This window comes from Leclercia sp. AS011, from assembly GCF_037152535.1.
Classification (GTDB): domain Bacteria; phylum Pseudomonadota; class Gammaproteobacteria; order Enterobacterales; family Enterobacteriaceae; genus Enterobacter.
In genome coordinates this window covers 190,003-211,667 of the sequence record NZ_JBBCMA010000002.1, presented here as the reverse complement: position 1 = coordinate 211,667, position 21,665 = coordinate 190,003, and the positions used below count along the sequence as shown (strand labels likewise).

At 56.1% G+C, this 21,665-nt stretch carries 23 protein-coding genes and 3 tRNA genes; 16 read left to right on the top strand and 10 right to left on the bottom strand.

Features of this window, described 5'->3' with window-relative positions:
- Positions 1-11: 11 nt before the first annotated feature.
- The 5 genes from osmY to WFO70_RS13445 form a co-directional block, all read right to left on the bottom strand.
- The gene (gene osmY / locus WFO70_RS13465; protein ID WP_337016821.1) at positions 12-629 is read right to left on the bottom strand and encodes a molecular chaperone OsmY; all 618 of its coding nucleotides are present in this window, start codon (positions 627-629) and stop codon (positions 12-14) included.
- A 304-nt stretch (positions 630-933) separates the two neighbouring features.
- A complete protein-coding gene (gene prfC, locus WFO70_RS13460; RefSeq protein ID WP_142488147.1) occupies positions 934-2,523 on the bottom strand; it encodes a peptide chain release factor 3 in 1,590 nt (529 codons plus the stop codon).
- Between the two features lie 90 nt (positions 2,524-2,613).
- The gene (yjjG, locus tag WFO70_RS13455) at positions 2,614-3,291 is read right to left on the bottom strand and encodes a pyrimidine 5'-nucleotidase (RefSeq protein ID WP_337016820.1); all 678 of its coding nucleotides are present in this window, start codon (positions 3,289-3,291) and stop codon (positions 2,614-2,616) included.
- Between the two features lie 18 nt (positions 3,292-3,309).
- Complete coding sequence (gene rimI, locus WFO70_RS13450) at positions 3,310-3,753, bottom strand: ribosomal protein S18-alanine N-acetyltransferase (protein ID WP_337016819.1); 444 nt, start codon at positions 3,751-3,753, stop codon at positions 3,310-3,312.
- Positions 3,722-4,135, bottom strand: coding sequence for a DNA polymerase III subunit psi (locus tag WFO70_RS13445; RefSeq protein WP_337016818.1), 414 nt, complete (start codon positions 4,133-4,135; stop codon positions 3,722-3,724). Before WFO70_RS13445 ends, rimI begins: the two co-directional genes overlap by 32 nt.
- A 102-nt stretch (positions 4,136-4,237) precedes the next feature.
- Here WFO70_RS13445 and rsmC point away from each other — a divergent pair, with 102 nt between their 5' ends.
- The 4 genes from rsmC (at position 4,238) to WFO70_RS13425 (ending at position 5,727) form a co-directional block, all read left to right on the top strand.
- Positions 4,238-5,266, top strand: coding sequence for a 16S rRNA (guanine(1207)-N(2))-methyltransferase RsmC (gene rsmC, locus WFO70_RS13440; RefSeq protein ID WP_159340017.1), 1,029 nt, complete (start codon positions 4,238-4,240; stop codon positions 5,264-5,266).
- 141 nt (positions 5,267-5,407) lie between these two features.
- Positions 5,408-5,493: transfer RNA gene (locus WFO70_RS13435), tRNA-Leu, on the top strand.
- 29 nt (positions 5,494-5,522) lie between these two features.
- Positions 5,523-5,609 (top strand) — tRNA-Leu (locus tag WFO70_RS13430).
- 32 nt (positions 5,610-5,641) lie between these two features.
- Positions 5,642-5,727: transfer RNA gene (locus tag WFO70_RS13425), tRNA-Leu, on the top strand.
- Positions 5,728-5,768: 41 nt separating this feature from the next.
- On the opposite strand, the gene WFO70_RS13420 is transcribed toward WFO70_RS13425, so the two are convergent.
- Positions 5,769-5,999 carry a DUF1435 domain-containing protein gene (locus WFO70_RS13420; RefSeq protein ID WP_337016817.1) on the bottom strand — a complete coding sequence of 77 codons (231 nt, stop codon included), beginning with the start codon at positions 5,997-5,999 and terminating at the stop codon, positions 5,769-5,771.
- A 156-nt stretch (positions 6,000-6,155) separates the two neighbouring features.
- Here WFO70_RS13420 and fhuF point away from each other — a divergent pair, with 156 nt between their 5' ends.
- Positions 6,156-6,944, top strand: coding sequence for a siderophore-iron reductase FhuF (gene fhuF, locus WFO70_RS13415; RefSeq protein WP_337016816.1), 789 nt, complete (start codon positions 6,156-6,158; stop codon positions 6,942-6,944).
- A gap of 79 nt (positions 6,945-7,023) precedes the next feature.
- On the opposite strand, the gene WFO70_RS13410 is transcribed toward fhuF, so the two are convergent.
- The gene (locus WFO70_RS13410) at positions 7,024-8,367 is read right to left on the bottom strand and encodes a PTS sugar transporter subunit IIC (RefSeq protein ID WP_336657930.1); all 1,344 of its coding nucleotides are present in this window, start codon (positions 8,365-8,367) and stop codon (positions 7,024-7,026) included.
- Positions 8,368-8,699: 332 nt separating this feature from the next.
- Between WFO70_RS13410 and WFO70_RS13405 the strand changes: the two genes are divergently transcribed.
- Positions 8,700-9,158 carry a YbaK/EbsC family protein gene (locus WFO70_RS13405; protein ID WP_337016815.1) on the top strand — a complete coding sequence of 153 codons (459 nt, stop codon included), beginning with the start codon at positions 8,700-8,702 and terminating at the stop codon, positions 9,156-9,158.
- A gap of 43 nt (positions 9,159-9,201) precedes the next feature.
- Here the strand turns inward: WFO70_RS13405 and bglJ are convergent, their stop codons facing one another.
- Together bglJ and WFO70_RS13395 are read right to left on the bottom strand one after the other, a co-directional pair.
- Positions 9,202-9,837: a DNA-binding transcriptional activator BglJ gene (gene bglJ / locus WFO70_RS13400; RefSeq protein ID WP_337016992.1), complete on the bottom strand. Its 636-nt coding sequence runs from the start codon at positions 9,835-9,837 to the stop codon at positions 9,202-9,204.
- Positions 9,837-10,568, bottom strand: coding sequence for a helix-turn-helix transcriptional regulator (locus tag WFO70_RS13395; RefSeq protein ID WP_337016991.1), 732 nt, complete (start codon positions 10,566-10,568; stop codon positions 9,837-9,839). The genes bglJ and WFO70_RS13395 overlap by 1 nt, the downstream gene beginning before the upstream one ends.
- Positions 10,569-11,004: 436 nt before the next feature.
- Here WFO70_RS13395 and WFO70_RS13390 point away from each other — a divergent pair, with 436 nt between their 5' ends.
- The 8 genes from WFO70_RS13390 (at position 11,005) to opgB (ending at position 17,888) form a co-directional block, all read left to right on the top strand.
- Entirely contained in the window at positions 11,005-11,781 is a 777-nt protein-coding gene (locus WFO70_RS13390; protein WP_337016814.1) for a threonine/serine ThrE exporter family protein, read from the top strand.
- Positions 11,772-12,245: a threonine/serine exporter gene (locus WFO70_RS13385; RefSeq protein WP_337016813.1), complete on the top strand. Its 474-nt coding sequence runs from the start codon at positions 11,772-11,774 to the stop codon at positions 12,243-12,245. Before WFO70_RS13390 ends, WFO70_RS13385 begins: the two co-directional genes overlap by 10 nt.
- 65 nt (positions 12,246-12,310) lie before the next feature.
- A complete protein-coding gene (locus tag WFO70_RS13380) occupies positions 12,311-12,952 on the top strand; it encodes a TetR family transcriptional regulator (protein WP_337016812.1) in 642 nt (213 codons plus the stop codon).
- A gap of 32 nt (positions 12,953-12,984) precedes the next feature.
- Positions 12,985-13,413 carry an organic hydroperoxide resistance protein gene (locus WFO70_RS13375; protein ID WP_337016811.1) on the top strand — a complete coding sequence of 143 codons (429 nt, stop codon included), beginning with the start codon at positions 12,985-12,987 and terminating at the stop codon, positions 13,411-13,413.
- 104 nt (positions 13,414-13,517) lie between these two features.
- Positions 13,518-14,063 carry a primosomal protein DnaT gene (dnaT, locus tag WFO70_RS13370; RefSeq protein WP_337016810.1) on the top strand — a complete coding sequence of 182 codons (546 nt, stop codon included), beginning with the start codon at positions 13,518-13,520 and terminating at the stop codon, positions 14,061-14,063.
- On the top strand, positions 14,060-14,797 hold the full coding sequence (dnaC, locus tag WFO70_RS13365) for a DNA replication protein DnaC (RefSeq protein WP_039030489.1): 738 nt from the start codon (positions 14,060-14,062) through the stop codon (positions 14,795-14,797). Before dnaT ends, dnaC begins: the two co-directional genes overlap by 4 nt.
- Positions 14,798-14,881: 84 nt before the next feature.
- Positions 14,882-15,385, top strand: coding sequence for a DUF2501 domain-containing protein (locus tag WFO70_RS13360; RefSeq protein ID WP_337016809.1), 504 nt, complete (start codon positions 14,882-14,884; stop codon positions 15,383-15,385).
- Positions 15,386-15,596: 211 nt separating this feature from the next.
- Positions 15,597-17,888 (top strand): phosphatidylglycerol--membrane-oligosaccharide glycerophosphotransferase, encoded by a 2,292-nt coding sequence (gene opgB / locus WFO70_RS13355; RefSeq protein ID WP_337016808.1) that lies wholly within the window; start codon positions 15,597-15,599, stop codon positions 17,886-17,888.
- Between the two features lie 51 nt (positions 17,889-17,939).
- Here the strand turns inward: opgB and WFO70_RS13350 are convergent, their stop codons facing one another.
- On the bottom strand, positions 17,940-18,962 hold the full coding sequence (locus WFO70_RS13350; protein WP_337016807.1) for a zinc-binding alcohol dehydrogenase family protein: 1,023 nt from the start codon (positions 18,960-18,962) through the stop codon (positions 17,940-17,942).
- A gap of 147 nt (positions 18,963-19,109) precedes the next feature.
- Here WFO70_RS13350 and WFO70_RS13345 point away from each other — a divergent pair, with 147 nt between their 5' ends.
- Together WFO70_RS13345 and WFO70_RS13340 are read left to right on the top strand one after the other, a co-directional pair.
- Complete coding sequence (locus tag WFO70_RS13345) at positions 19,110-20,024, top strand: GntR family transcriptional regulator (protein WP_337016806.1); 915 nt, start codon at positions 19,110-19,112, stop codon at positions 20,022-20,024.
- 208 nt (positions 20,025-20,232) lie between these two features.
- Positions 20,233-21,594, top strand: a complete 1,362-nt coding sequence (locus tag WFO70_RS13340; RefSeq protein WP_337016805.1) for an MFS transporter — start codon at positions 20,233-20,235, stop codon at positions 21,592-21,594.
- Positions 21,595-21,665: the final 71 nt, after the last annotated feature.

Here is a 21,665-nt window from a genome sequence, read left to right as displayed (position 1 = left end):
ATTGTCGTGTTTTATTTAACTTTCAGATCGTTTTTAACGCTTTTCACGCCATCAATGGCTTTTGCGATGCTTTCAGCACGGTCACTTTGTGCCTTAGACTCCACCGTACCGCTCAGCTGAACGACACCATCAGTGGTTTCAACTTTCACTTTACGTGATGGCACGATGTCATCAGCTAACAGTTTAGCTTTGATTTCGCTGGTAGTTGCAGTATCGCCGGCATAGCCTTTGGCAGACTGCTCTTTGCCGTCACGCACGTGCAGTTTGTCGCTGACAGAGGTCACACCCTCTACCTTTTTCGCCACGGCAACGGCTTTCTCAGCCTGCGCCTGGCTTTCGACAAAGCCACTCAGGGTGACCACATTTTTCTCGGTTTCTACGGAAATATCGGTGCTCTTGATATCATCAGCGTCTACCAGGGCAGCTTTTACTTTCGCTGTGATAGAGCTGTCATCCATGAAGTTACCGACTTTATTCATAGAGTTATCGATTTTTTCTCCAGCGGTATTTGCTGTGGAGTGCGCTTTTTCCGTGGCTGTGGTTTCTGCCATTGCAGAACCGCATACCAGAGCGCTACCCATCATTACCGCCAGCAGAGTTTTCGAAATCTTCAGTTTTTTAGTATTCATCGATGTATTCCTGTGGTTTGCTCCGAATTCGAGCGTCAAACATCACGTGTAAGTAGTCTTTCATACTTTCAATCAACACTCGGGCGAGATGAGAACCTTATCAACACGCATTGAGTGGAGCTTTCATCTGCGCCCGGTGTTAAACACTGAGTTAAATATAGATCACTCTCGCGACGCTGCTTTCAGAATTGGCTAAAAAACGAGCAACAAGTAACAAAAGATGATGAATTAAGAACATTCCGTAAGGGTTTAAAAAGGCAGGGATTTAAGCAGAGCACGGCGGCTGCCGTGCTCTGAGAAGGGATTAATGCTCGCGGGTTTTGCGGAACTGAACATCCGGGTAACGATCGTGCGCCAGGTTCAGGTTAACCATGGTTGGGGCGATATAGGTGAGGTTATCGCCGCCGTCCAGCGCCAGCTGGATCTCGTTCTTACGCTTAAATTCTTCGAATTTCTTCACGTCAGAACACTCAACCCAGCGTGCCGTCGCCACGTTGACCGATTCGTAGATCGCTTCAACATTATATTCGCTCTTCAGGCGAGCAACGACCACGTCGAACTGCAGCACACCGACAGCACCCACAATCAGATCGTTATTGGAGATGGGGCGGAACACCTGCACTGCACCCTCTTCCGACAGCTGAACCAGCCCTTTCAGCAGCTGTTTCTGCTTCAGCGGATCCCGCAGGCGGATACGACGGAACAGCTCCGGCGCGAAGTTCGGAATACCGGTGAACTTCATCATCTCGCCCTGGGTGAAGGTGTCACCGATCTGGATGGTGCCGTGGTTATGCAGACCAATGATATCGCCCGGGTAGGCCTCTTCCACGTGGGAACGGTCACCGGCCATAAAGGTCAGCGCATCGGAGATCACCACGTCTTTACCGGTACGCACCTGGCGCAGCTTCATGCCCTTTTCATACTTACCGGACACCACGCGCATAAAGGCTACGCGGTCGCGGTGTTTCGGGTCCATGTTGGCCTGGATCTTAAACACGAAGCCGGTGAACTTCTCTTCGCTGGCGACCACTTCACGGGTGTCGGTGTTGCGCGGCATCGGCTGCGGTGCCCACTCCACCAGGCCATCCAGCATATGGTCTACGCCGAAGTTACCCAGCGCCGTACCGAAGAAGACCGGAGTGATTTCACCCGCGAGGAACAGATCCTGGTCGAACTCATGGGAAGCGCCTTTCACCAGCTCCAGCTCGTCGCGCAGCTGCTCTGCCAGCTCATCGCCGACCGCCGCGTTCAGCTCCGGGTTATCCAGCCCTTTAACGACGCGAACCTCCTGGATGGTGTGACCTTTACCGGTCTGATACAGGTAGGTTTCGTCTTTATAAAGGTGGTAGACGCCTTTAAACAGTTTGCCGCAGCCAATAGGCCAGGTAATTGGCGCACAGGCGATCTTCAGCTCGCGCTCCACTTCGTCCATCACTTCCATCGGATCGCGGATGTCACGGTCGAGTTTGTTCATAAAGGTGAGGATCGGCGTGTCGCGCAGACGGGTAACTTCCATCAGCTTGCGGGTACGATCTTCAACCCCTTTCGCGGCATCGATCACCATCAGGCAGCAGTCCACCGCCGTCAGGGTACGGTAGGTATCTTCGGAGAAGTCTTCGTGACCCGGGGTATCGAGCAGGTTCACCAGGCAGTCGTGATACGGGAACTGCATCACGGAGGTGGTGATGGAGATACCACGCTGCTTTTCCATCTCCATCCAGTCAGATTTTGCATGCTGGCTGGAGCCACGGCCTTTTACCGTACCGGCGGTCTGGATCGCCTGTCCGAACAGCAGCACCTTTTCGGTGATGGTAGTTTTACCGGCATCCGGGTGAGAGATAATGGCAAAAGTACGGCGCTTGGCCACCTCTTGCAGATAAGGAGACAACGTCATAATTAATCTTCTTAGTAAGCGCGGCGACACGCCACGCATGATGAATACGAAAAATTGCGGCTATTTTACCCATCAATGGGGGGGAGGCAATCAGTGTTTACACAGGAGTTGCTCCAGTTCGCTCAGGGAGGTCACGGTCCAGGTCGGGTGGATCCCCTCCGGCAGGGGGCGGTTGTGCGCATTCAGCCAGCAGGTGGAGAGCCCGGCGTTCATTCCGCCGAGAATATCGGACTCGGCCGTATCCCCTACCATCAGCACTTTTGCCCGGTCAGGGTTGCCGGCCTGGGCCAGCGCATAATCGAAGATTTTCGCTGCCGGTTTGGCCACGCCAACCTGTTCGGAGATCACTAAGAGATCAAAGTAGTCACGAAAACCGGTGCGCTCCAGACGGATCTGTTGCAGGGCGGTAAAGCCGTTGGTGATGATCCCGAGCTTCGCCTTGCCTTTCAGGGAGGCGAGCAGCGACGCGGCACCCGGCAGGGGGGCGCAGATTTCGGCCATCGCGTTAAGGAAGGCGTGGTTCAGATCCCCTGGCGGAACGTTGAGGCGCTCGGACCACCCCTGAAAACGTTGGTGCTGCAGCTGTAACGCGGTGATCGCCCCGTTCTGGTAATCCACCCACAGCGGTTTGTTCACCGTCTGGTAATCCTGGAAGTCTTCAGCGGTAAAGGTCACGCTGTAGTCGAGAAACATCCGCTGTAAGCCGCCGAACGCATCGAAGGTAAACAGCGTTTCGTCAGCATCAAAGAAAATCCAGTCCCAGTTCATCGTTACAACCTTTTTTAGTTATCCAAGCGGCAGAGCCATAATGATGGCGTCTTCACGTCCTTCTGCGGTGGGGTAGTAGTTACGGCGGATCGTCGCCTCGTTGAAGCCCAGGCTTTCATAGAGTGCGATGGCGGCGGCGTTCGAGGCCCGTACTTCCAGCCACAGGGTGAAAACGTCCCGTGCTTCCAGCTCGCGAATTAAATGTTCCAGCAGTTCTCTGCCCAGCCCACGGCGCTGATAAGCAGGATCCACGGCGATGTTAAACAGCGTCGCCTCATCCAGAACGACCTGCGTAATGGCGAAAGCCGCCAGGGTATTATCGACATCCAGCCGATAGTTGAGGTAACGCTCGCCCTGGTTGCTGGCAAAAGTTTTTTCACTCCACGGAAAGGCGTGGGCGCGTTTTTCGATCTCAAAAGCCTGCGCTAAATCAGTCGTCGTGAGGGAAGAAATTGTGTTCATGTTCGCAGATTTGTTGCCACAGCGCGCGACGTGCCGCCGGGTTCGCGTTAAGTTCGTCCAGTACCGGAGTGGCCAGGTTGCCGCCCTCCAGCGTTATCTCTTCCGTCACGCCAAGTTGCCAGCTGTTACAGCGGCCCTCGGGGGGCAGCATCGCTACGCGCTCGGGCGTCAGCTGCAGCACCTGATCGGCACTCAGCTTAAGGGCGCGCAGCACGTCGGCAACCAGCGGCTCGCTCAGGGCGGGCAGGCTCTGCGCCACCATCACCAGACGAACGTGCGCCGGAAGCGAGATGGCGATTTCGCCCTGCAAGGCCGCCGGGCGGCGCAACGCCCACTGGGTGATGCCCAGTTGCTGTAATTGCCTGTCTCGTCGGGATGCCATTGCGAAAACTCCTGTCTGTCAGGCGCGCAAATATAGCAAATGTGTCGAATCTGCGCCATCTACCTACTATAATCCCCGCCTGAGTTTATTGAGGAACAATTCATGTCTGCATTTACCCCGGCAAGTGAAGTCTTGCTGCGCCACAGTGATGATTTCGAACAAAGCCGTATTCTGTTTGCCGGAGATATGCAGGATGACCTGCCTGCCCGTTTCGAGTGCGCCGAAAGCCGCGCCCACACCCAGCAGTATCACCACTGGCAGGTGCTGAGCCGCCAGATGGGTGAGCGCGTCCGTTACAGCCTGGTGGCTGAGCAGAGCGACGTGGCAGACTGCGATACGCTGATCTACTACTGGCCGAAGAACAAACCCGAAGCCCAGTTCCAGCTGATGAACCTGCTCTCCCTGCTGCCGGTGGGTTGCGATATCTTCGTGATCGGTGAAAACCGCAGCGGCGTGCGCAGCGCCGAGCAGATGCTGGCGGATTACGCCACCCTGAACAAAGTCGACAGCGCCCGCCGCTGCGGCCTGTATCATGGCCGCCTGGACAAAAAACCGACCTTCGACGCGGAAAAATACTGGGGCGAGTACCAGCTGGATGGCCTGACCATCAAAACGCTGCCGGGCGTCTTCAGCCGTGACGGCCTGGATGTCGGCAGTCAGCTGCTGCTCTCCACCTTCACGCCGCATACCAAAGGCAAAGTGCTGGATGTCGGCTGCGGCGCGGGCGTGCTCTCTGCCGTACTCGCCAGCCACTCACCGAAAGTGCGTTTGACCCTCACCGACGTTGGCGCTTCTGCCATTGAAGCCAGCCGCGCGACCCTTGCCGCTAACGGCATTGAGGGGGAAGTGTTTGCCTCCAACGTGCTCTCCGACGTGACCGGCCGTTTCGATATGATTATCTCCAACCCACCGTTCCATGACGGGATGGAGACCAGCCTCGAAGCCGCGCAAACGCTGATCCGCACCGCGGTACGCCATCTGAACAGCGGCGGCGAGCTGCGCATCGTGGCCAACGCCTTCCTGCCGTATCCGAAAGTGCTGGATGAAGTCTTCGGCTTCCACGAAGTGCTGGCCCAGACCGGTCGCTTCAAGATCTACCGCGCGATCATGACCCGTCAGGCGAAGAAATAACGTCCCCTTCCGGCCCGATCTCCCCGATCGGGCCATTTTTGCAACAATCAAAACATCCGGCACAATTATCTGTTGACGAATAGCTGAAAACATCTAGAATGCGCCTCCGTGGTTACGATACTTTTTTTGTATCGTTGGTATGCGAAGGTGGCGGAATTGGTAGACGCGCTAGCTTCAGGTGTTAGTGTCCTTTGGATGTGGGGGTTCGAGTCCCCCCCCTCGCACCAACAACCATGATTGATATTGCTCGCACTGGGCGAAGGTGGCGGAATTGGTAGACGCGCTAGCTTCAGGTGTTAGTGTCCTTACGGATGTGGGGGTTCGAGTCCCCCCCCTCGCACCAACGAGGCGATATCAATAAAATAAGATAACTGTGCGAAGGTGGCGGAATTGGTAGACGCGCTAGCTTCAGGTGTTAGTGTCCTTAGGATGTGGGGGTTCGAGTCCCCCCCCTCGCACCAATTATCTTATCTCTCCCTGACCTTCTCTCTTGTCACCCCTTTCAGTTCAGATTCATCGCCAGAACCCACATTCCCGCAATGAGCGCGACACATGATGGCAGCAGCACAAAGTGCCGCAGTTGTTTATGCCAGATCATGGCCGATGACATCAGTAATCCCGACATGATAATCAATTTCCAGACCGCCAGCGACAGATCGGTAAAAGCCAGCCCGGCAATGATCGCCCCCGGCAGTATTACGCCCCATCCACTCCCTAACGCTCTGCTCAACATACTCTGTCTCTCAACTCGATAATGATAACCAATATCATATGACATAATTTCTCATTTGTCAGCGCAGGGCTTAAATGTGTAAAAAATCTTGCGCACGGTTTTATCTATAGTTAGGATTGGCAATCATTATCATTTAGATTTTTATCCAGCTCACTTATGGCCATACGCTCCGCACACGTCATTGAGAATGTTATCTGGCAAACCCGCCTTCCGGCCGGGCCTTCCGGGCTTGCGGATGCGGTGCGTGACGCCATTGCTGAGACGCGTGCGCATATGCTGGATGTCATCAAACTGGATGAAACGCCTCCGCATCACGCCCTGACCCTGGCGCAGTGGCAACGCCCTGCCGAACTGCAGTCGTTGCTGGCGACCTACTCCGATCATATCTACCGCAACCAACCCACTCTGGCGCGCGAGAACAAGCCGCTGCTGTCGCTGTGGGCGCAATGGTATATCGGGCTGATGGTGCCGCCGATGATGCTGGCCCTGCTCACCCAGGACGTGGCGCTGGATCTCTCCCCTGAGCACTTCCACGTTGAGTTTCACGAAACCGGGCGCGCCGCCTGCTTCTGGATCGACGTGCAGGAAGACAGCCAGACGACCTCGCTTTCTGCGCAGCAAAGAATTGAAGTGCTGATTACCCGGGCGCTGATCCCGGTCGTTGAGGCGCTGGAAGAGACGGGTGAGATTAACGGCAAACTTATCTGGAGCAATACCGGGTATTTGATTCACTGGTATCTGAACGAAATGAAAACCCTGCTGGGCGACGAGAAGGTCGACGCGCTGCGCCAGTCCCTCTTCTTTGCCCGCCAGCTGTCGGATGGGCGTGATAATCCGCTTTTCCGCACGGTGGTTCCGCGGGACGGGCTGCTGGTGCGCCGCACCTGCTGCCAGCGCTATCGCCTGCCGGACGTGCAGCAGTGCGGCGACTGTACGCTTAAATAAACGGGTGCGGTCTGGTGCCCTCACCCTGGCCCTCTTCAAACACTCAAAACGGCAACCTTTGGTTGCCGTTTTGCTTTTATTACGCCACCTGCTGGCTTTCCTCGTCGGCACGCTGGGCCTCTTCGGCCTCCTGGGCCAGAAGTTGCTTCTCGTACACTTTAAAGAACGGGTAGTAGATGATGGCGGAGACAAGAGCTAACAGCACCACCAGTACCGCCGCGCGGAAATCCCAGCCCAGCGCCCAGGCGGCCCCCACCGGCGCAGGCGCGGTCCATGGCACCACGGAGATCACGCGACCAATCAGATCCAGCTTCATCGCGGCCCACGCCAGTACGGCGTTTACCATCGGTGCCAGCAGGAACGGAATAAAGAACACCGGGTTCATCACGATCGGCGTACCAAAGATCACCGGCTCATTGATGTTGAAAATACTCGGCACCACGCTCAGTCGGCCAATCGAACGCAGGTGCGCCGAGCGGCTGCGCAGGTAGCAGAACACCAGCCCCATGGTCGCCCCGGAGCCGCCAATCACAATAAAGAAGGTCCAGAACGCTTCCATAAAGATGTGCGGCAGCGGTGCGCTCTGCGCCAGTGCGGTCTGGTTCATGCCGAGGTTGGTCAGCCAGAACATCTGCAGCATCCCGGAGACAATCGCTGCCCCGTGGATCCCTGCAAACCACAGCAGATGCCCAATCAGCACCGCCAGCAGGATCGCCGGCAGGGAGTCCGCCGCGGAAACCAGCGGCTTAAAGATAGCCATGATCGCCTGCGGGATCAGCATGCCAAACTCAGACTGGATGAACAGGCTCAACGGATAGAGGGTCAACACCACCACCAGCACCGGGATCAGCAGATCGAAGGAGTTTTTGATCATCGGCGGCACCTGATCGGGCAGGCGGATACCGATATTGTGCGCCTTCAGGAAACGCATCATCTCCACACAGTAGATCGCCACCAGAATGGCGGTGAATATCCCCGTCCCTCCGAGGCTATCCACCGGCAGCGCGCCTTTGGTTTTTGGAGCCGCAATCAGCAGGAAGGCCATCAGCGACAGCATGGCGCACATGAAGGGATCAAGCTGGTGCGATTTAACGTAGTGCTTGCCGAGGTTGTAGGCGATGGCGGCACAAATATAGAGGGACATCACCCCCATGGTCATATCGAACGGGGTGAGGATCTGGCCTTCAAACTGTTTTGCCATATCCAGCCAGGCGCGGGCAAAGCCCCAGGTGGTGTCCGGCGAAAACGGCGGGTAAGCAAACACCAGTAAGAACGAGCCGACAATCATAAACGGCATGGCGGAGATAAAGCCGTCGCGGATGGCCATCACGTGACGCTGGGAAGAGATGCGTCCGGCAATGGGACTGACATAGTTTTCAACAAAGCGGAATATCAGGTTAAACGCAGCATGGTTGGCAGACATAACGGCTCTCCTGTCAGACGATCGTTTCGGGCGCAGTCACGCCGCACGGTGTTCCATATACCACTTTCACCACCTTGCTGGTTCGCTTACCAGCGGTACTGCTCAAACGGATAGGTTTCATAATCGACTCTTATTATTTATGGGATACAGGGGAAATGACGTAATCAGTATTAATCTCTGCTCCACGGTCTGCAACCGGTTACTGTAACCGGTTTCCGTGATTGTGAAGAGGATCCAGAAATCGCTGATGTTGGCGTTTTGTTACTTAGGGAATATTTACAGAGCATAATTTCTTATGACAGATTACGCAGAGTATTTTTGGGGAGGAAACAATGAGTTTGCAGTCTGTGCGCCAGTTTTTTGCTGAGCATGCTCCTGACGTTGAAGTCATCGAGCTGGGTCAAAGTACCGCTACCGTTGCGCTGGCTGCCGAGGCGCATAATGTCGCGCCGGGTCAAATAGCGAAAACGCTGTCGCTGAAAATTAAAGATGAGGTGATTCTGGTTGTCGCCAAAGGCGACGCCCGCCTGGATAACAAAAAGCTGAAGCAGACCTTTGGCTCGAAAGCCCGAATGCTGAGCAGCGATGAGGTGGTGACCGTTACCGGGCATCCCGTCGGCGGCGTATGCCCTTTCGGACTGGAAAACCCGCTGGCGGTCTACTGCGATGTTTCGCTCAGGCAGTATGCTGAAGTCCTGCCTGCCGCGGGCGCTATTCACAGCGCAGTACGCATTTCTCCGGAACGCATGGCCGAGCTGACCAAAGCCACCTGGGTAGATGTTTGTCTGTAAGCCCTGCGCCAGATCTCTTCTGGCGCAGATGCTGCGACGTGGTTCAGGAGTGGAGCGTAGAGAGGAAGCGCGGCGTGCGGGGATCGGGCACCGGGAAATGCGTCAGAATATCTGCCGCATCCAGTAACCCCACGTCGGAATGCACACCGAGCTTCATCATGGCATTAAATTTATGCGCACGAATGGTTTTGATGTTGCGTTCCAGTCGGGTGGCAATCTGCTGGATGGAATAGCCGCGGGACATAAACTGCAAAATGGCTCGCTCGGTGGGGCTGAGCAGCCGCCCACGATGAATATTCCAGTGATTATTCACACTGTCATTTACCCGTCGGTTCTCATTCAGCAGCTTGCTCAGCTGATCCTGTAAAACCTCCAGCGGATCGGACTTAAGGATCAGCCCGTGTAAACGAGAAGGCGAAAGCTGATTCATCAGACTCGCTTCTTTCGCGTCTGACGCTAATACGATGCGCTGGATCATGCCATGGGTGGCGGTCACCTCTTTGATACATACCAGACAATTACGTCGCTCTTCACGCTCATCAGAGAGGGAATAGATCAACGATACATAGGGGACAAAATTAAGTGTGGACTGAAAATCGGCGATATTGTTAAAAAGGTGGACGTCATAACCATTAAGTGATGGGCTGGCAAAAAGGTGCTTCAGCCCCATAGTACTCATCATGCATTTTTCGACGATAGCGATATGTCTTTTTGTAGCGCTCTTTTCCATTCGTCTTGCTCTCCATAGGCTGAGAATAAACTCAGCTCTTTCATTCCCTTGGTGCTATTTATCCACGCATACATTTCGGCGTTACTGGTTAAGGAGAGTCTTCTCATCGCGCTATTCTTTTGCGCGCTTACCGTTTTATTACTTTTCTTAAGTAATGTCGCGATCTGATTAATTCCCCATCCTTTTCCTAGCAGGCGTAGTACTTTTCGTTCCGAAAAGGTCAACATGACATCATCCTGATGGTCATAAAACTCTTCCGGATCCGGTTTTAACAAGGTCTGACTGATACGTTCCGCATGTTCACTGCCGGATCGAATGGCGTTCACTATGCCTTCAACGGGCTCGATATCGGAAAGCAACGTACTTTCTGGCCGCATTAAGAGTTCGACGGCGAGGGGATAAATGGCGCGCGGAACCAGATAGATCCAGTGAATATCCCGATACTGACTTTGCAGTCTGTAATATTGTTCACAGAGGCCACGCACATTGTGCTGCTCGCCAGAGGTATCCACGATAACCACGATGGCGCGACGAAGCTGAAGAAGCGTTAACTCTTCATGAGACCGACTAAATGCGCGCTCATAGTCCGGGAAATAACGAGACATAATGCTACCGAGACCGGTCTGTATTATGGGTGATTTACTGATTATTATTGCGCTTTTACAACTTAACGACGGCATTGGCGCTCCGAATCCATTCATAAAATCATTCCACGTCTTTCATCCGCTTGAAATACCCGTATCTTTTACAGGGCGACGTAAAAATGTAATGTTTTTCCTTTTTCATTAGCTGAGCGAAATGAGAGTGCGATAAGAACCAGCATCACAAATTTATACACCGCCAAACCGACAGTAATATCGCAAAAATAGCATTAATTGTTAATCCCTTCGCCGTGATATTATTCAAATAAACACGTTAGATATTCTAAATACAAAAAATATAACTATATAAATATAAAACCCATAAGAATTAATAATTAGTCGTTCCGGTAATTATGCTTTCAGGTGCCGCTAATCTGCCTAAACCTTGATCTAACCCAGAGCAAGCGCCACCGGGTTGTGTGCTAAAAGTAACCATTCCGGCCATTCAATCGTCACTCTCTCCTCAGGGCAACAGATGCAGGCAGATCAGTCATCACAACGCGCCGTCACGCGACTGTGTATTCAGTGCGGCCTTTTTTTATTGCAACACGGCGCCGAGAGCGCCCTGGTTGAAGAGCTTTCTACCCGACTGGGGCTGGCGCTGGGCATGGACAGTGTGGAGAGTTCGATCTCCTCGAATGCCATTGTGCTGACCACCATTAAAGCGGGCCAGTGTCTGACTTCCACGCGCAAAAACCAGGATCGCGGGATCAACATGCACGTCGTCACCGAGGTGCAGCATATTGTGATCATGGCGGAACATAAGCTGCTGGATGCGCAGGGGGTCGAAAAACGTTTCAACCAGATCACGCCGCTGCGCTATCCGCGCTGGCTGGTGGTGCTGATGGTCGGCTTTTCCTGCGCCTGTTTCTGCAAGCTCAATAACGGCGGGTGGGACGGTGCCTTTGTCACCTTAATTGCCAGCACCCTCGCCATGTATGTCCGCCAGGTGCTGACCCACCGGCATCTGCACCCGCAAATTAACTTCTGCATCACCGCCTTTGTCGCCACCACGGTCTCCGGCCTGCTGCTGCGGATCCCAACTTTTGCCACCACGCCCACCATTGCCATGGCCGCCAGCGTGCTGCTGCTGGTACCGGGCTTTCCGCTGATTAATGCGGTGGCCGATATGTTTAAAGGGCACATCAATACCGGCCTGGCACGCTGGGCGATTGCCAGCCTGCTGACGCTCGCCACCTGTATTGGGGTGGTGATGGCCATGACCTTGTGGGGACTTCGCGGATGGGCGTAATCGATTTTCTCTGGGCGCTGGCCCAGGACATGCTGCTGTCGGCCATTCCGGCGGTGGGTTTTGCCATGGTGTTTAACGTTCCCCGTCGCGCCCTGCCCTGGTGCGCGCTACTGGGGGCGATAGGGCATGGCTCGCGCATGACGATGATGACCGCCGGACTGAATATCGAATGGTCAACGTTTATGGCCTCGATGCTGGTCGGCAGCATTGGCATCCAGTGGTCGCGCTGGTATCTGGCCCACCCGAAGGTCTTCACCGTCGCAGCAGTAATCCCGATGTTCCCGGGGATTTCGGCCTATACCGCGATGATTTCGGCGGTGAAAATCAGCCATTTTGGCTACAGCGAAGCGCAGATGATCATGCTGCTGACCAATTTCCTGAAAGCCTCGTCCATTGTCGGCGCACTCTCCATCGGCCTGTCGATCCCCGGGCTGTGGCTCTACCGCAAGCGCCCCCGGGTCTGAGAGTTGTGTTATCCCGCTGGCGTGGCGATAATCCTCGGTTCTATGTGGCTAAGTAAGGAACGGATGTGTCTACCCCTGACAGCGAACACGCAGAAAACAGCGACGGATCCCGCCTGAAAGACAAAATTTTTCTCAGCGCCCTCTCGCTGTTTGCCGAGTACGGACTGAACGGCGCGCGCATGGAGCAGATTGCCGAGAAAGCAGGCACCACCAAACGCATGGTGGTGTATCACTTCAAGACCAAAGAAAACCTCTACCTGCTGGTGCTGGAGTATGTCTACACCCAGATCCGCGCCAGCGAAAAGCAGCTCAGCCTGGATGCGCTGCCGCCGGTCGAGGCCCTGGTACAGCTGGTGGAAACCACCTTTGATTATCATGCCGATCACCCGGACTACATCCGCATTATCTGCATGGAGAACATGCAGCGCGGACGGTTTATGCAGCAGTCGGCGCTGCTGCGCCAGGTAAACCGCAGCGCGCTGGAGTTGCTGGAAACCATCCTTGAGCGCGGCAAAGCGAAGCAGCTGTTTAACCAGACGGTCAACGCCCGCGATCTGCACCGCCTGATCAGCAGCTTCAGCTTCCACTATGTGGCCAACAGCTATACCTTCACCCTGCTGTTTGAAGACGGGGCCGATGAGCAGGCCCAGCGCCAGCACTACCGAAAGATGGCGGTTCAGGTTGCCTTGCGTTATACCTGTCCATAGCTTGCACACAACCCTGAGATAAGGATCCCAACATGTCTTTAGAGAAAGTTGTCTATACCGCCAAAGCCAAAGCCACCGGGGGCCGTGATGGCCGCGCCACATCGTCCGACGGCGTACTGGATGTCAAACTGGGTGTCCCCAAAGAGATGGGCGGCGCGGGCGGTGAAGTGACCAACCCGGAACAGCTGTTTGCCGCCGGCTATTCGGCCTGCTTCCTCGGCGCGATGAAGTTCGTGGCTAACCGCGACAAAATCACGATGCCGAAGGACGCCTTTATTGAAGGGGAAGTGGGTATCGGCCCGCTGCCGACCGGGTTTGGCATCGAAGCGAAGCTGAATATTCACCTGCCGGGGATGGACGCCGCCGAGGCGAAAAAGCTGGTCGATGCGGCGCATATTGTCTGCCCGTACTCCAACGCCACCCGCAACAATATTGATGTGACGCTGAACATTATCTCCTGATTTTCAGGGGAGCAGGGAGCGGGTATCAGACCCCTGCCTGCCCCCTCCTCTCTGTGCTACCATAAGCCCATATCACGTCCGCAGTAATCCAGTAGAGAAGTATTATGTCCTCCAGAATCCTGACCACCAGCGTCACTGGCATTGATGCCTTTATGCACGATCCCCGCGGCGTGCTGGCCCATGCTGAAGGCGGTACTGTCGCCGTTTTTGCCGATAACGCACCGGCGTTTTATGCGATCACGCCCCAGCGTCTGGCCCAGCTGCTGGAGCTGGAAGCGCGCCTGTCGCGCCCGACCAGCGATGTCACTCTGGATACGCAATTCTTCGACGAACCCACCAGCGCGCCGGTTGCCGTGCCGATGGGCAAATTCGCCATGTATAACGGCTGGCAGCCCGATCCCGATTTTCAGCGCCAGGCCGCGCTGTGGGGCATCGCCCTCACCCAGCCCGTCGCCCCGGAAGAGCTGGCCGCCTTCACCGCTTACTGGCAGGCGGAAGGGAAAGTCTTCCACCATATCCAGTGGCAGCAGAAGCTGGCCCGCAGCGTGCAGATTAACCGCGCCAGCAGCGGCGCGCAGCCAAAACGCGACGTGAATGCCTTTTCAGAACCGGATAAACAGATCCCCCACGGATTCCGAGGTGCCAAATGAAAGAGTTCGGCGAACTGATGAAACGTCTGCAAAAGATGATGCCTGCCAACGTCAAACCGGCCTTCACCACCGGCGAAGAGCTACTGGCGTGGCAGAAGGAGCAGGGCGAGATCCGCGCCGCGGCGCTGGCCCGGGAGAATCGCGCCATGAAGATGCAGCGCACCTTTAACCGCTCCGGCATTCGTCCCCTGCATCAGAACTGCTCCTTCGATAACTATAAGGTCGAGAGCCAGGGGCAGCTCAAAGCGCTGCAACAGGCGCGCCAGTATGTGGAAGAGTTCGACGGCAACATCGCCAGCTTTATCTTCAGCGGCAAGCCGGGCACCGGCAAAAACCACCTCGCGGCAGCCATCTGCAACGAGCTGCTGCTGCGCGGCAAATCGGTGCTGATTATCACCGTGGCCGACATCATGTCGGCGATGAAAGATACCTTCAGCAACCGGGAAACCAGCGAAGAGCAGCTGCTGAACGATCTGAGCAACGTGGATCTGCTGGTGATCGATGAGATCGGCGTCCAGACCGAATCGCGCTATGAAAAAGTGATCATCAATCAGATCGTCGACCGCCGCTCCTCCTCCAAGCGCCCGACCGGAATGCTCACCAACCACAACGTGGATGAGATGACCCGCCTGCTGGGCGAGCGCGTAATGGATCGCATGAAGCTCGGCAACAGCCTGTATGTGATTTTTGACTGGGAAAGCTATCGCAGCCGCGTTACCGGTAAAGAGTATTAGGATATTTTCCCGGGAAGTCAGGGGCCGCGGGGGTTTATACTGCCAGCCATTCCGCCCCGGCGGGCCATCGACAGAGTAGCTCCTATGAAAACACATATTCTTCTCAGCGCCGCAGTTAGCGCCCTGCTGGTCACTGGTGCGGCGCAGGCGGCATCCTCCTGGCAGGATTCCCTCAACAGCGCCGCCAGCCAGCTTAGCGCGGGCAGCAGCAACAGCACCACCCCGTCCCAGAACGGCGGTCTCTCCCTCTCCTCGCTGACCGGCCTGCTCAACAGCGGCAGCCAGTCGCTCAGCGCCAGCAACATGAATAACGCGGCCGGGATCCTCGAATACTGCGCCAAAGAGAAACTGGCCTCGATGACCGATGCTACCAACATTAAAAATCAGGTATTGGGGAAACTGGGGCTGGATACCCCGCAAGAACAGCAGCAGGACACCAACTATCTGGAAGGGATTCAGGGCCTGCTGAATGCCAATAACGGCCAGCAGCTGAATCTGGAAACCATCGGCAACACGCCGCTGGCGAAGAAGGTCAAAGCCCAGGCCTGTGACTTTGTCCTGAAACAGGGACTCAGCTTTATCTCCTGATCCCTCTGCGCCGCGACGACAGCCGCGGCGTTTATCCCTTTCGCGTAAAGCGACGCCCGTCAAACATTGTGTTTTCTAAACCAAATCCTAACAACAGCACAATTCCGTGACACTACAATTGCAGCTAAATGGCATCGCCATTACATTGTATAACCCAAAAATTATACAGTTAGTCCGCTAACCAGCGACTGCCCTTACTGAGGATAAGTTGTTGTCAGAGTTTATTTCTGTTGCCCTGTTTCTCGCCTCGGTGGTGATCTATTCCCGCAAGGCGGGTCGTAATACCTGGTGGTTTGCCGTCACCCTTCTGGTGCTGGGGCTGTTTGTCGTTTTAAATATTACCCTCTACGCCAGCGACTATTTTACCGGGGACGGGATTAACGATGCCGTCCTTTATACCCTGACCAACAGCCTGACCGGCGCAGGGGTTAGTAAGTACATACTTCCGGGCGTGGGTGTGGTGGTTGCGCTGGTGGCCGTGTTTGGCCTGCTGGGCTGGATCCTGCGCCGCCGTCGGCACCATCCGCACCACCTCGGCTACAGCCTGCTGGCGCTGGTACTGGCGCTCGCCTCGGTGGATGCCAGCCCGGCGTTTCATCAGATTACCGAGCTGGTAAAATCCCAGTCGCGCGACGGCGACCCTGACTTCGCGGCATATTACAAAGAGCCGGGCAAAACTATTCCCAATCCGAAGCTGAACCTCGTCTATATCTACGGCGAGAGCCTTGAGCGCACCTATTTCGATAACGATGCCTTCCCGGATCTCGCCCCGGAACTGGGTGCTATCAAGAACGAAGGGATCGACTTCAGCCACACCGCGCAGCTGCCGGGCACCGACTACACCATCGCCGGGATGGTCGCCTCCCAGTGCGGCATTCCGCTGTTCGCGCCGTTCGAGGGCAACGCCTCGGCCTCGGTCTCCAGCTTCTTCCCGCAGAACATCTGCCTGGGCGACATCCTGAAAAACTCCGGCTACGAGAACTATTTCATGCAGGGCGCCAACCTGCGCTTCGCCGGGAAGGACGTGTTCCTGCAGTCCCACGGCTTTGACCATCTGTACGGTGCAGAAGAGTTAAAAACCACCGTTGCCGACCCCGCTTACCGCAACGACTGGGGCTTCTACGACGACACGGTGCTGGATGAAACCTGGAAAAAATTCGAAGAGCTGTCGAAGTCCGGCAAGCGTTTCTCGCTGTTTGCCCTGACGGTAGACACTCACCACCCGGATGGCTTTATCTCCCGCACCTGCCAGCGCAAAAGCTATGCGATCGACGGCAAGCCGAACCAGTCGTTCAGCGCAGTAGGCTGTAGCCAGGAGCATATCGCGGCGCTGATCGAAAAAATCAAAGCCTCACCGTACTTCAAAAATACGGTGATTGTGGTCTCGTCCGACCATCTGGCGATGAAGAACACCGCCTGGGATGCGCTGAACAAGCAGGATCGCAGCAACCTGTTCTTTGTCCTGCGTGGCGACAAACCTCAGCAGGAGGTGATGGCCGTGAAGCGCAACACCATGGATAACGGCGCGACGGTGCTGGATATTCTCGGCGGGGATAACTTTATCGGCCTCGGCCGCAGTAGCCTCTCCGGGCAGTCGCTGTCCGAAGTGTTCCTCAACATGAAGGAAAAAGTGCTGGCGTGGAAACCGGACGTGATCCGCCTGTGGAATTTCCCGAAAGAGTTGAAAGACTTCACTATCGACAGCCAGAAAAACATGATGGCTTTCTCCGGGAGCCATTTCCGTCTGCCGCTGCTGCTGCGCGTCTCCGATAAGCGGGTCGAACCGCTGCCGGAAAGCGAATACTCCGCCCCGCTGCGCTACCAGCTGGCCGACTTTGCCCCACGGGATAACTTCGTCTGGGTCGATCGCTGCTACAAGATGGGCCAGCTGTGGTCGCAGCCGCTGACGCTCTCTACCGACTGGTGCGTATCTCAGGGCCAGCTGGGCGGCGAGCAGAGCGTCCAGCACGTCGATAAGGCGCAGTGGAAGGGCAAAACCGCCTTTAAAGATACCGTGATCAGCACCGACCGCTACCAGCGTAACGTCGATATGCTGAGAGTGTCCGATAACGATATCCGCTACAAGGCCGACAGCTTCGTCTTTAACGTGGCCGGTGCGCCGGAAGAGGTGAAGCAGTTCAGCGGTATTTCCCGTCCGGAAACCTGGGGACGCTGGTCTAACGCCCAGTTGGGGGATGAGGTGAAGATCGAGTATAACCAGCCGCTGCCGGCGAAATTCGATCTGGTGATCACCGCCAAAGCCTGGGGGCCGAACGCCAACAAACCCATTCCGGTGCGCATTGGCGATAAAGAGCAGACCCTGACCCTCGGCAACGATGTTACCACCACCACGCTGCACTTCGACAACCCGTCGCGCAGCAGCACCCTGGTGATTGTGCCGCCTGCGCCGGAGTCCACCAACGAGGGGAACATTCTCGGCCACTCTCCGCGCCAGATAGGGATCGGCATGGTGGAGATCAAAGTGGTGAACGCCGAAGGCTAACAGTATAAAAAAAGCAGCGCCCAAACGGACCCCGGGCGCTGCATGGCAAGTTTAAAACGCAATCACGCCCTTAATCAGACCGCGATTATTAATCACCTCCGCCTCGTACACCTCCGCCAGCTCGCGAAACGCATAGCGGTGGGTCAGCATCATCGCTGCCGTTAATTTTCCTTCCGCCATCAGGCGTCCCACTTTGGCGAAATCCTCCCCGGTGGCGTTGCGGCTGCCCATCATGGTGGTCTCTTTCTTGTGGAACTCCGGGTCGGAAAACTGCAGCTCGCCCTTGTGCAGCCCGACAAAGACGATGGTGCCGCCGTGGCGGATCAGATTGACGCTATTGTTCATCGCCTGTGCATTGCCGGTGGCATCAATCACCTTCTGAGCCAGCGCGCCGCCGCACTGCGCCCGCAACAGGTCGGTAAAATCATCCGCTGAGGGATCCAGCGTCGGCACCCCGAGACAGGCCTGCACATGCGCCCGCCGGGCGGGGCTGGTATCGGCCACCACCACCTGCGCGCCATCCGCGTGGGCAATCGCCGCTGCGCCCAGGCCAATCGGCCCTGCACCCACCACCAGCAGCCGATCCCCCGGCTGAACCGCCGCCCGACGCACCGCATGGGCGCTGATGGCAAAGGGCTCAATCAGGGCCGCGGCCTCCGGGTCAATGCCGTCAGCGGGCAGGAGATTGCTCACCGGCACCGACAGATATTCGCTAAACCCCCCATCCTGATGCACGCCGATCACCGAGATGGCTTCGCAGCAGTTGGTTTTACCGCTCTGACAGGCCGGACACTGCTGGCAGGCCACGTAAGGAATAACCGCCACCTGCTGGCCTTTTTGCAGCGTCTGGATATTTTTGCCTAAGCCAACCACCTCGCCACATATTTCATGCCCGAGCACGCGGGGATAATTAAAAAAGGGCTGATTGCCGCCCCAGGCATGTATATCGGTCCCGCAAATACCCACGGTTTTTATTTTTATCAGCGCTTCGTTATCCCGGGGAACGGGCACGTCTCTTTGCGCCCACAGTAATTTTTTTGGCTCCTGACACACCAGCGTATTCATTGTCGTCATTTTTTCTTTCTCCCGTTCTCTTGATGTTTCAGATATTGATGAAAACGCGAAATAACGGGCAGGCAAAAACAGGAAGTGTGAATTCCCGCGCATAAAGCCGTTTTAAATAGGGTTTTAATTGCCCACTCGCTGTCACAAGGACTATCCATGAGCCGTTCACAAAATTTGCGCCACAACGTGATTAACCAGGTGATCGACGATATGGCCCGGGGCCACATTCCGTCGCCGCTGCCGTCCCAGAGTGCGCTGGCGGAGATGTACAACATCAGCCGCACCACCGTGCGCCATATCCAGACGCACCTTTGTGACTGCGGCGTCCTGACGCGGGTTAACAGTGATTATGTGATTGTCCGTAAGCCCGATGCGGGAGATGGTTTCACCTGTGAAATCGCCCCGCTGGCGGAGCAGACCCGGCTGTTTGAGCAGAGTTTTTTAACCATGATTAACCAGCGCATCCTGCGGGCCGGGGAGGCTTTTTCTGAGCTGGAGCTGGCACGGACCGCTGGCGTCAGCCCGGTGGTGGTAAGGGAGTACTTACTTAAATTCAGCCGCTACAACCTGATTGAGAGCGAAAAACGCGGCCAGTGGCGGATGAAGCAGTTCGACCAGTCGTGGGCCGAGCAGCTGTTTGAGCTACGCGAGATGCTGGAGACCCACGCCCTGCAGCATTTTCTCAACCTGCCCGACAGCGACCCGCGCTGGCTGCAGGCCCGCACCCTGCTGGAGGAGCACCGCGCCCTGCGGGACAGCATCGGCGACAGCTTTCGCCAGTTCTCCCGGCTGGATCGCGACTTCCACTCCCTGCTGCTCTCCGCCGCCAACAACATCTTTTTCAACCAGTCGCTGGAGATCATCTCGTTTATCTTCCACTTCCACTATCAGTGGGACGAGAGCGACCTCAAGCAGCGCAACATCATCGCCATCGACGAGCACATGACCATCCTCAGCGCGCTGATCTGCCGCAGCGATCTCGATGCCAATCTGGCGATGCGTAACCACCTGAATACCGCCAAACAGTCGATGATCCGCTCCATCAAACAGAGCGCGACGGTTTTTTATTAAGTACCGATTAAAAACAGCAAATTTATACGGACTGCACGCTTCCGCGATCGAGGGCACGCGGAAATAAGGCGGCTTCCTATGCTCAGCGGGAGTCGACTTATTTTTTCGTGAGTGGTGAGGGCGGCAGTTATTCCCTTACTGGTCGTCATTGATATTTCTCTAATAAATAAAAACGAGAAATAACCCTACAATAACTCAGGAGTCCGGCGTGGAAAAAAGCAATATAACCCTCGACCCGCAGACCACCTTTGACAGAGAAAACAGACCCGATATTTCTCTGCCGCCAACAGGGGCCATTCAGCGTAGCGCGAGAATTAAACGCATCCAGACCACCGCAATGTTGTTATTATTTTTCGCGGCGGTAATTAATTATCTCGACCGCAGTTCGTTGTCGGTGGCGAATTTAACCATCCGCGAAGAGCTGGGGCTCAGCGCCACCGAGATCGGCGCCCTGCTGTCGGTGTTCTCGCTGGCCTATGGCATCGCCCAGCTGCCCTGCGGCCCGCTGCTGGATCGCAAAGGCCCGCGCCTGATGCTGGGGCTGGGAATGTTCTTCTGGTCGCTGTTCCAGGCGATGTCCGGGATGGTCCACAGCTTCACCCAGTTCGTGCTGGTGCGCATCGGAATGGGGATTGGCGAAGCGCCAATGAACCCGTGCGGCGTGAAGGTGATCAACGACTGGTTCAACATCAAAGAGCGCGGTCGTCCGATGGGCTTTTTCAACGCCGCCTCGACCATCGGCGTGGCCATCAGCCCGCCGCTGCTGGCGGCGATGATGCTGGTGATGGGCTGGCGCGGGATGTTTGTCACCATCGGCGTGCTGGGCATTTTCCTCGCCATTGGCTGGTACATGCTCTATCGCAACCGCGAGGAGCTGGAGCTGAGCGGCGTTGAGCAGGCGTACCTGAACGCCGGCAGCGTTAACGCTCGTCGTGACCCTCTCAGCTTTGCCGAATGGCGCAGCCTGTTCCGCAACCGCACCATGTGGGGGATGATGCTGGGCTTCAGCGGCATCAACTACACCGCCTGGCTCTATCTGGCCTGGCTGCCAGGGTATCTGCAAACCGCCTATAACCTGGATCTGAAAAGCACCGGCCTGATGGCGGCCATCCCGTTCCTGTTTGGTGCTGCGGGGATGCTGGTAAACGGCTTCACCACCGATGCGCTGGTGAAACGCGGCATGGCCCCGGTCCGCAGCCGTAAGCTGTGTATTATCAGCGGGATGTTATGTTCGGCGGCCTTTACCTTCGTGGTACCGGAGGCAACCACGGCGATGAGCGCGGTACTGCTGATTGGGATGGCGCTGTTCTGCATCCACTTTGCGGGAACGTCGTGCTGGGGGTTGATCCACGTGGCCGTGGCATCACGCATGACTGCCTCGGTGGGCAGCATTCAAAACTTCGCCAGTTTCATCTGCGCGTCGTTTGCGCCGATTGTCACCGGGTTTATCGTCGACACCACCCACTCGTTCCGCCTGGCGCTGATTATCTGCGGCTGCGTCACGGCGCTGGGGGCATTGGCCTATATCTTCCTGGTGCGTCAGCCGATCAGCGATCCGCGCCAGCAGTAAGTTCTGTGGAATTGCCGGGTGGCGCTGCGCTTACCCGGCACAAAAACAGCGCCCCGCCTGAACAGGGCGCT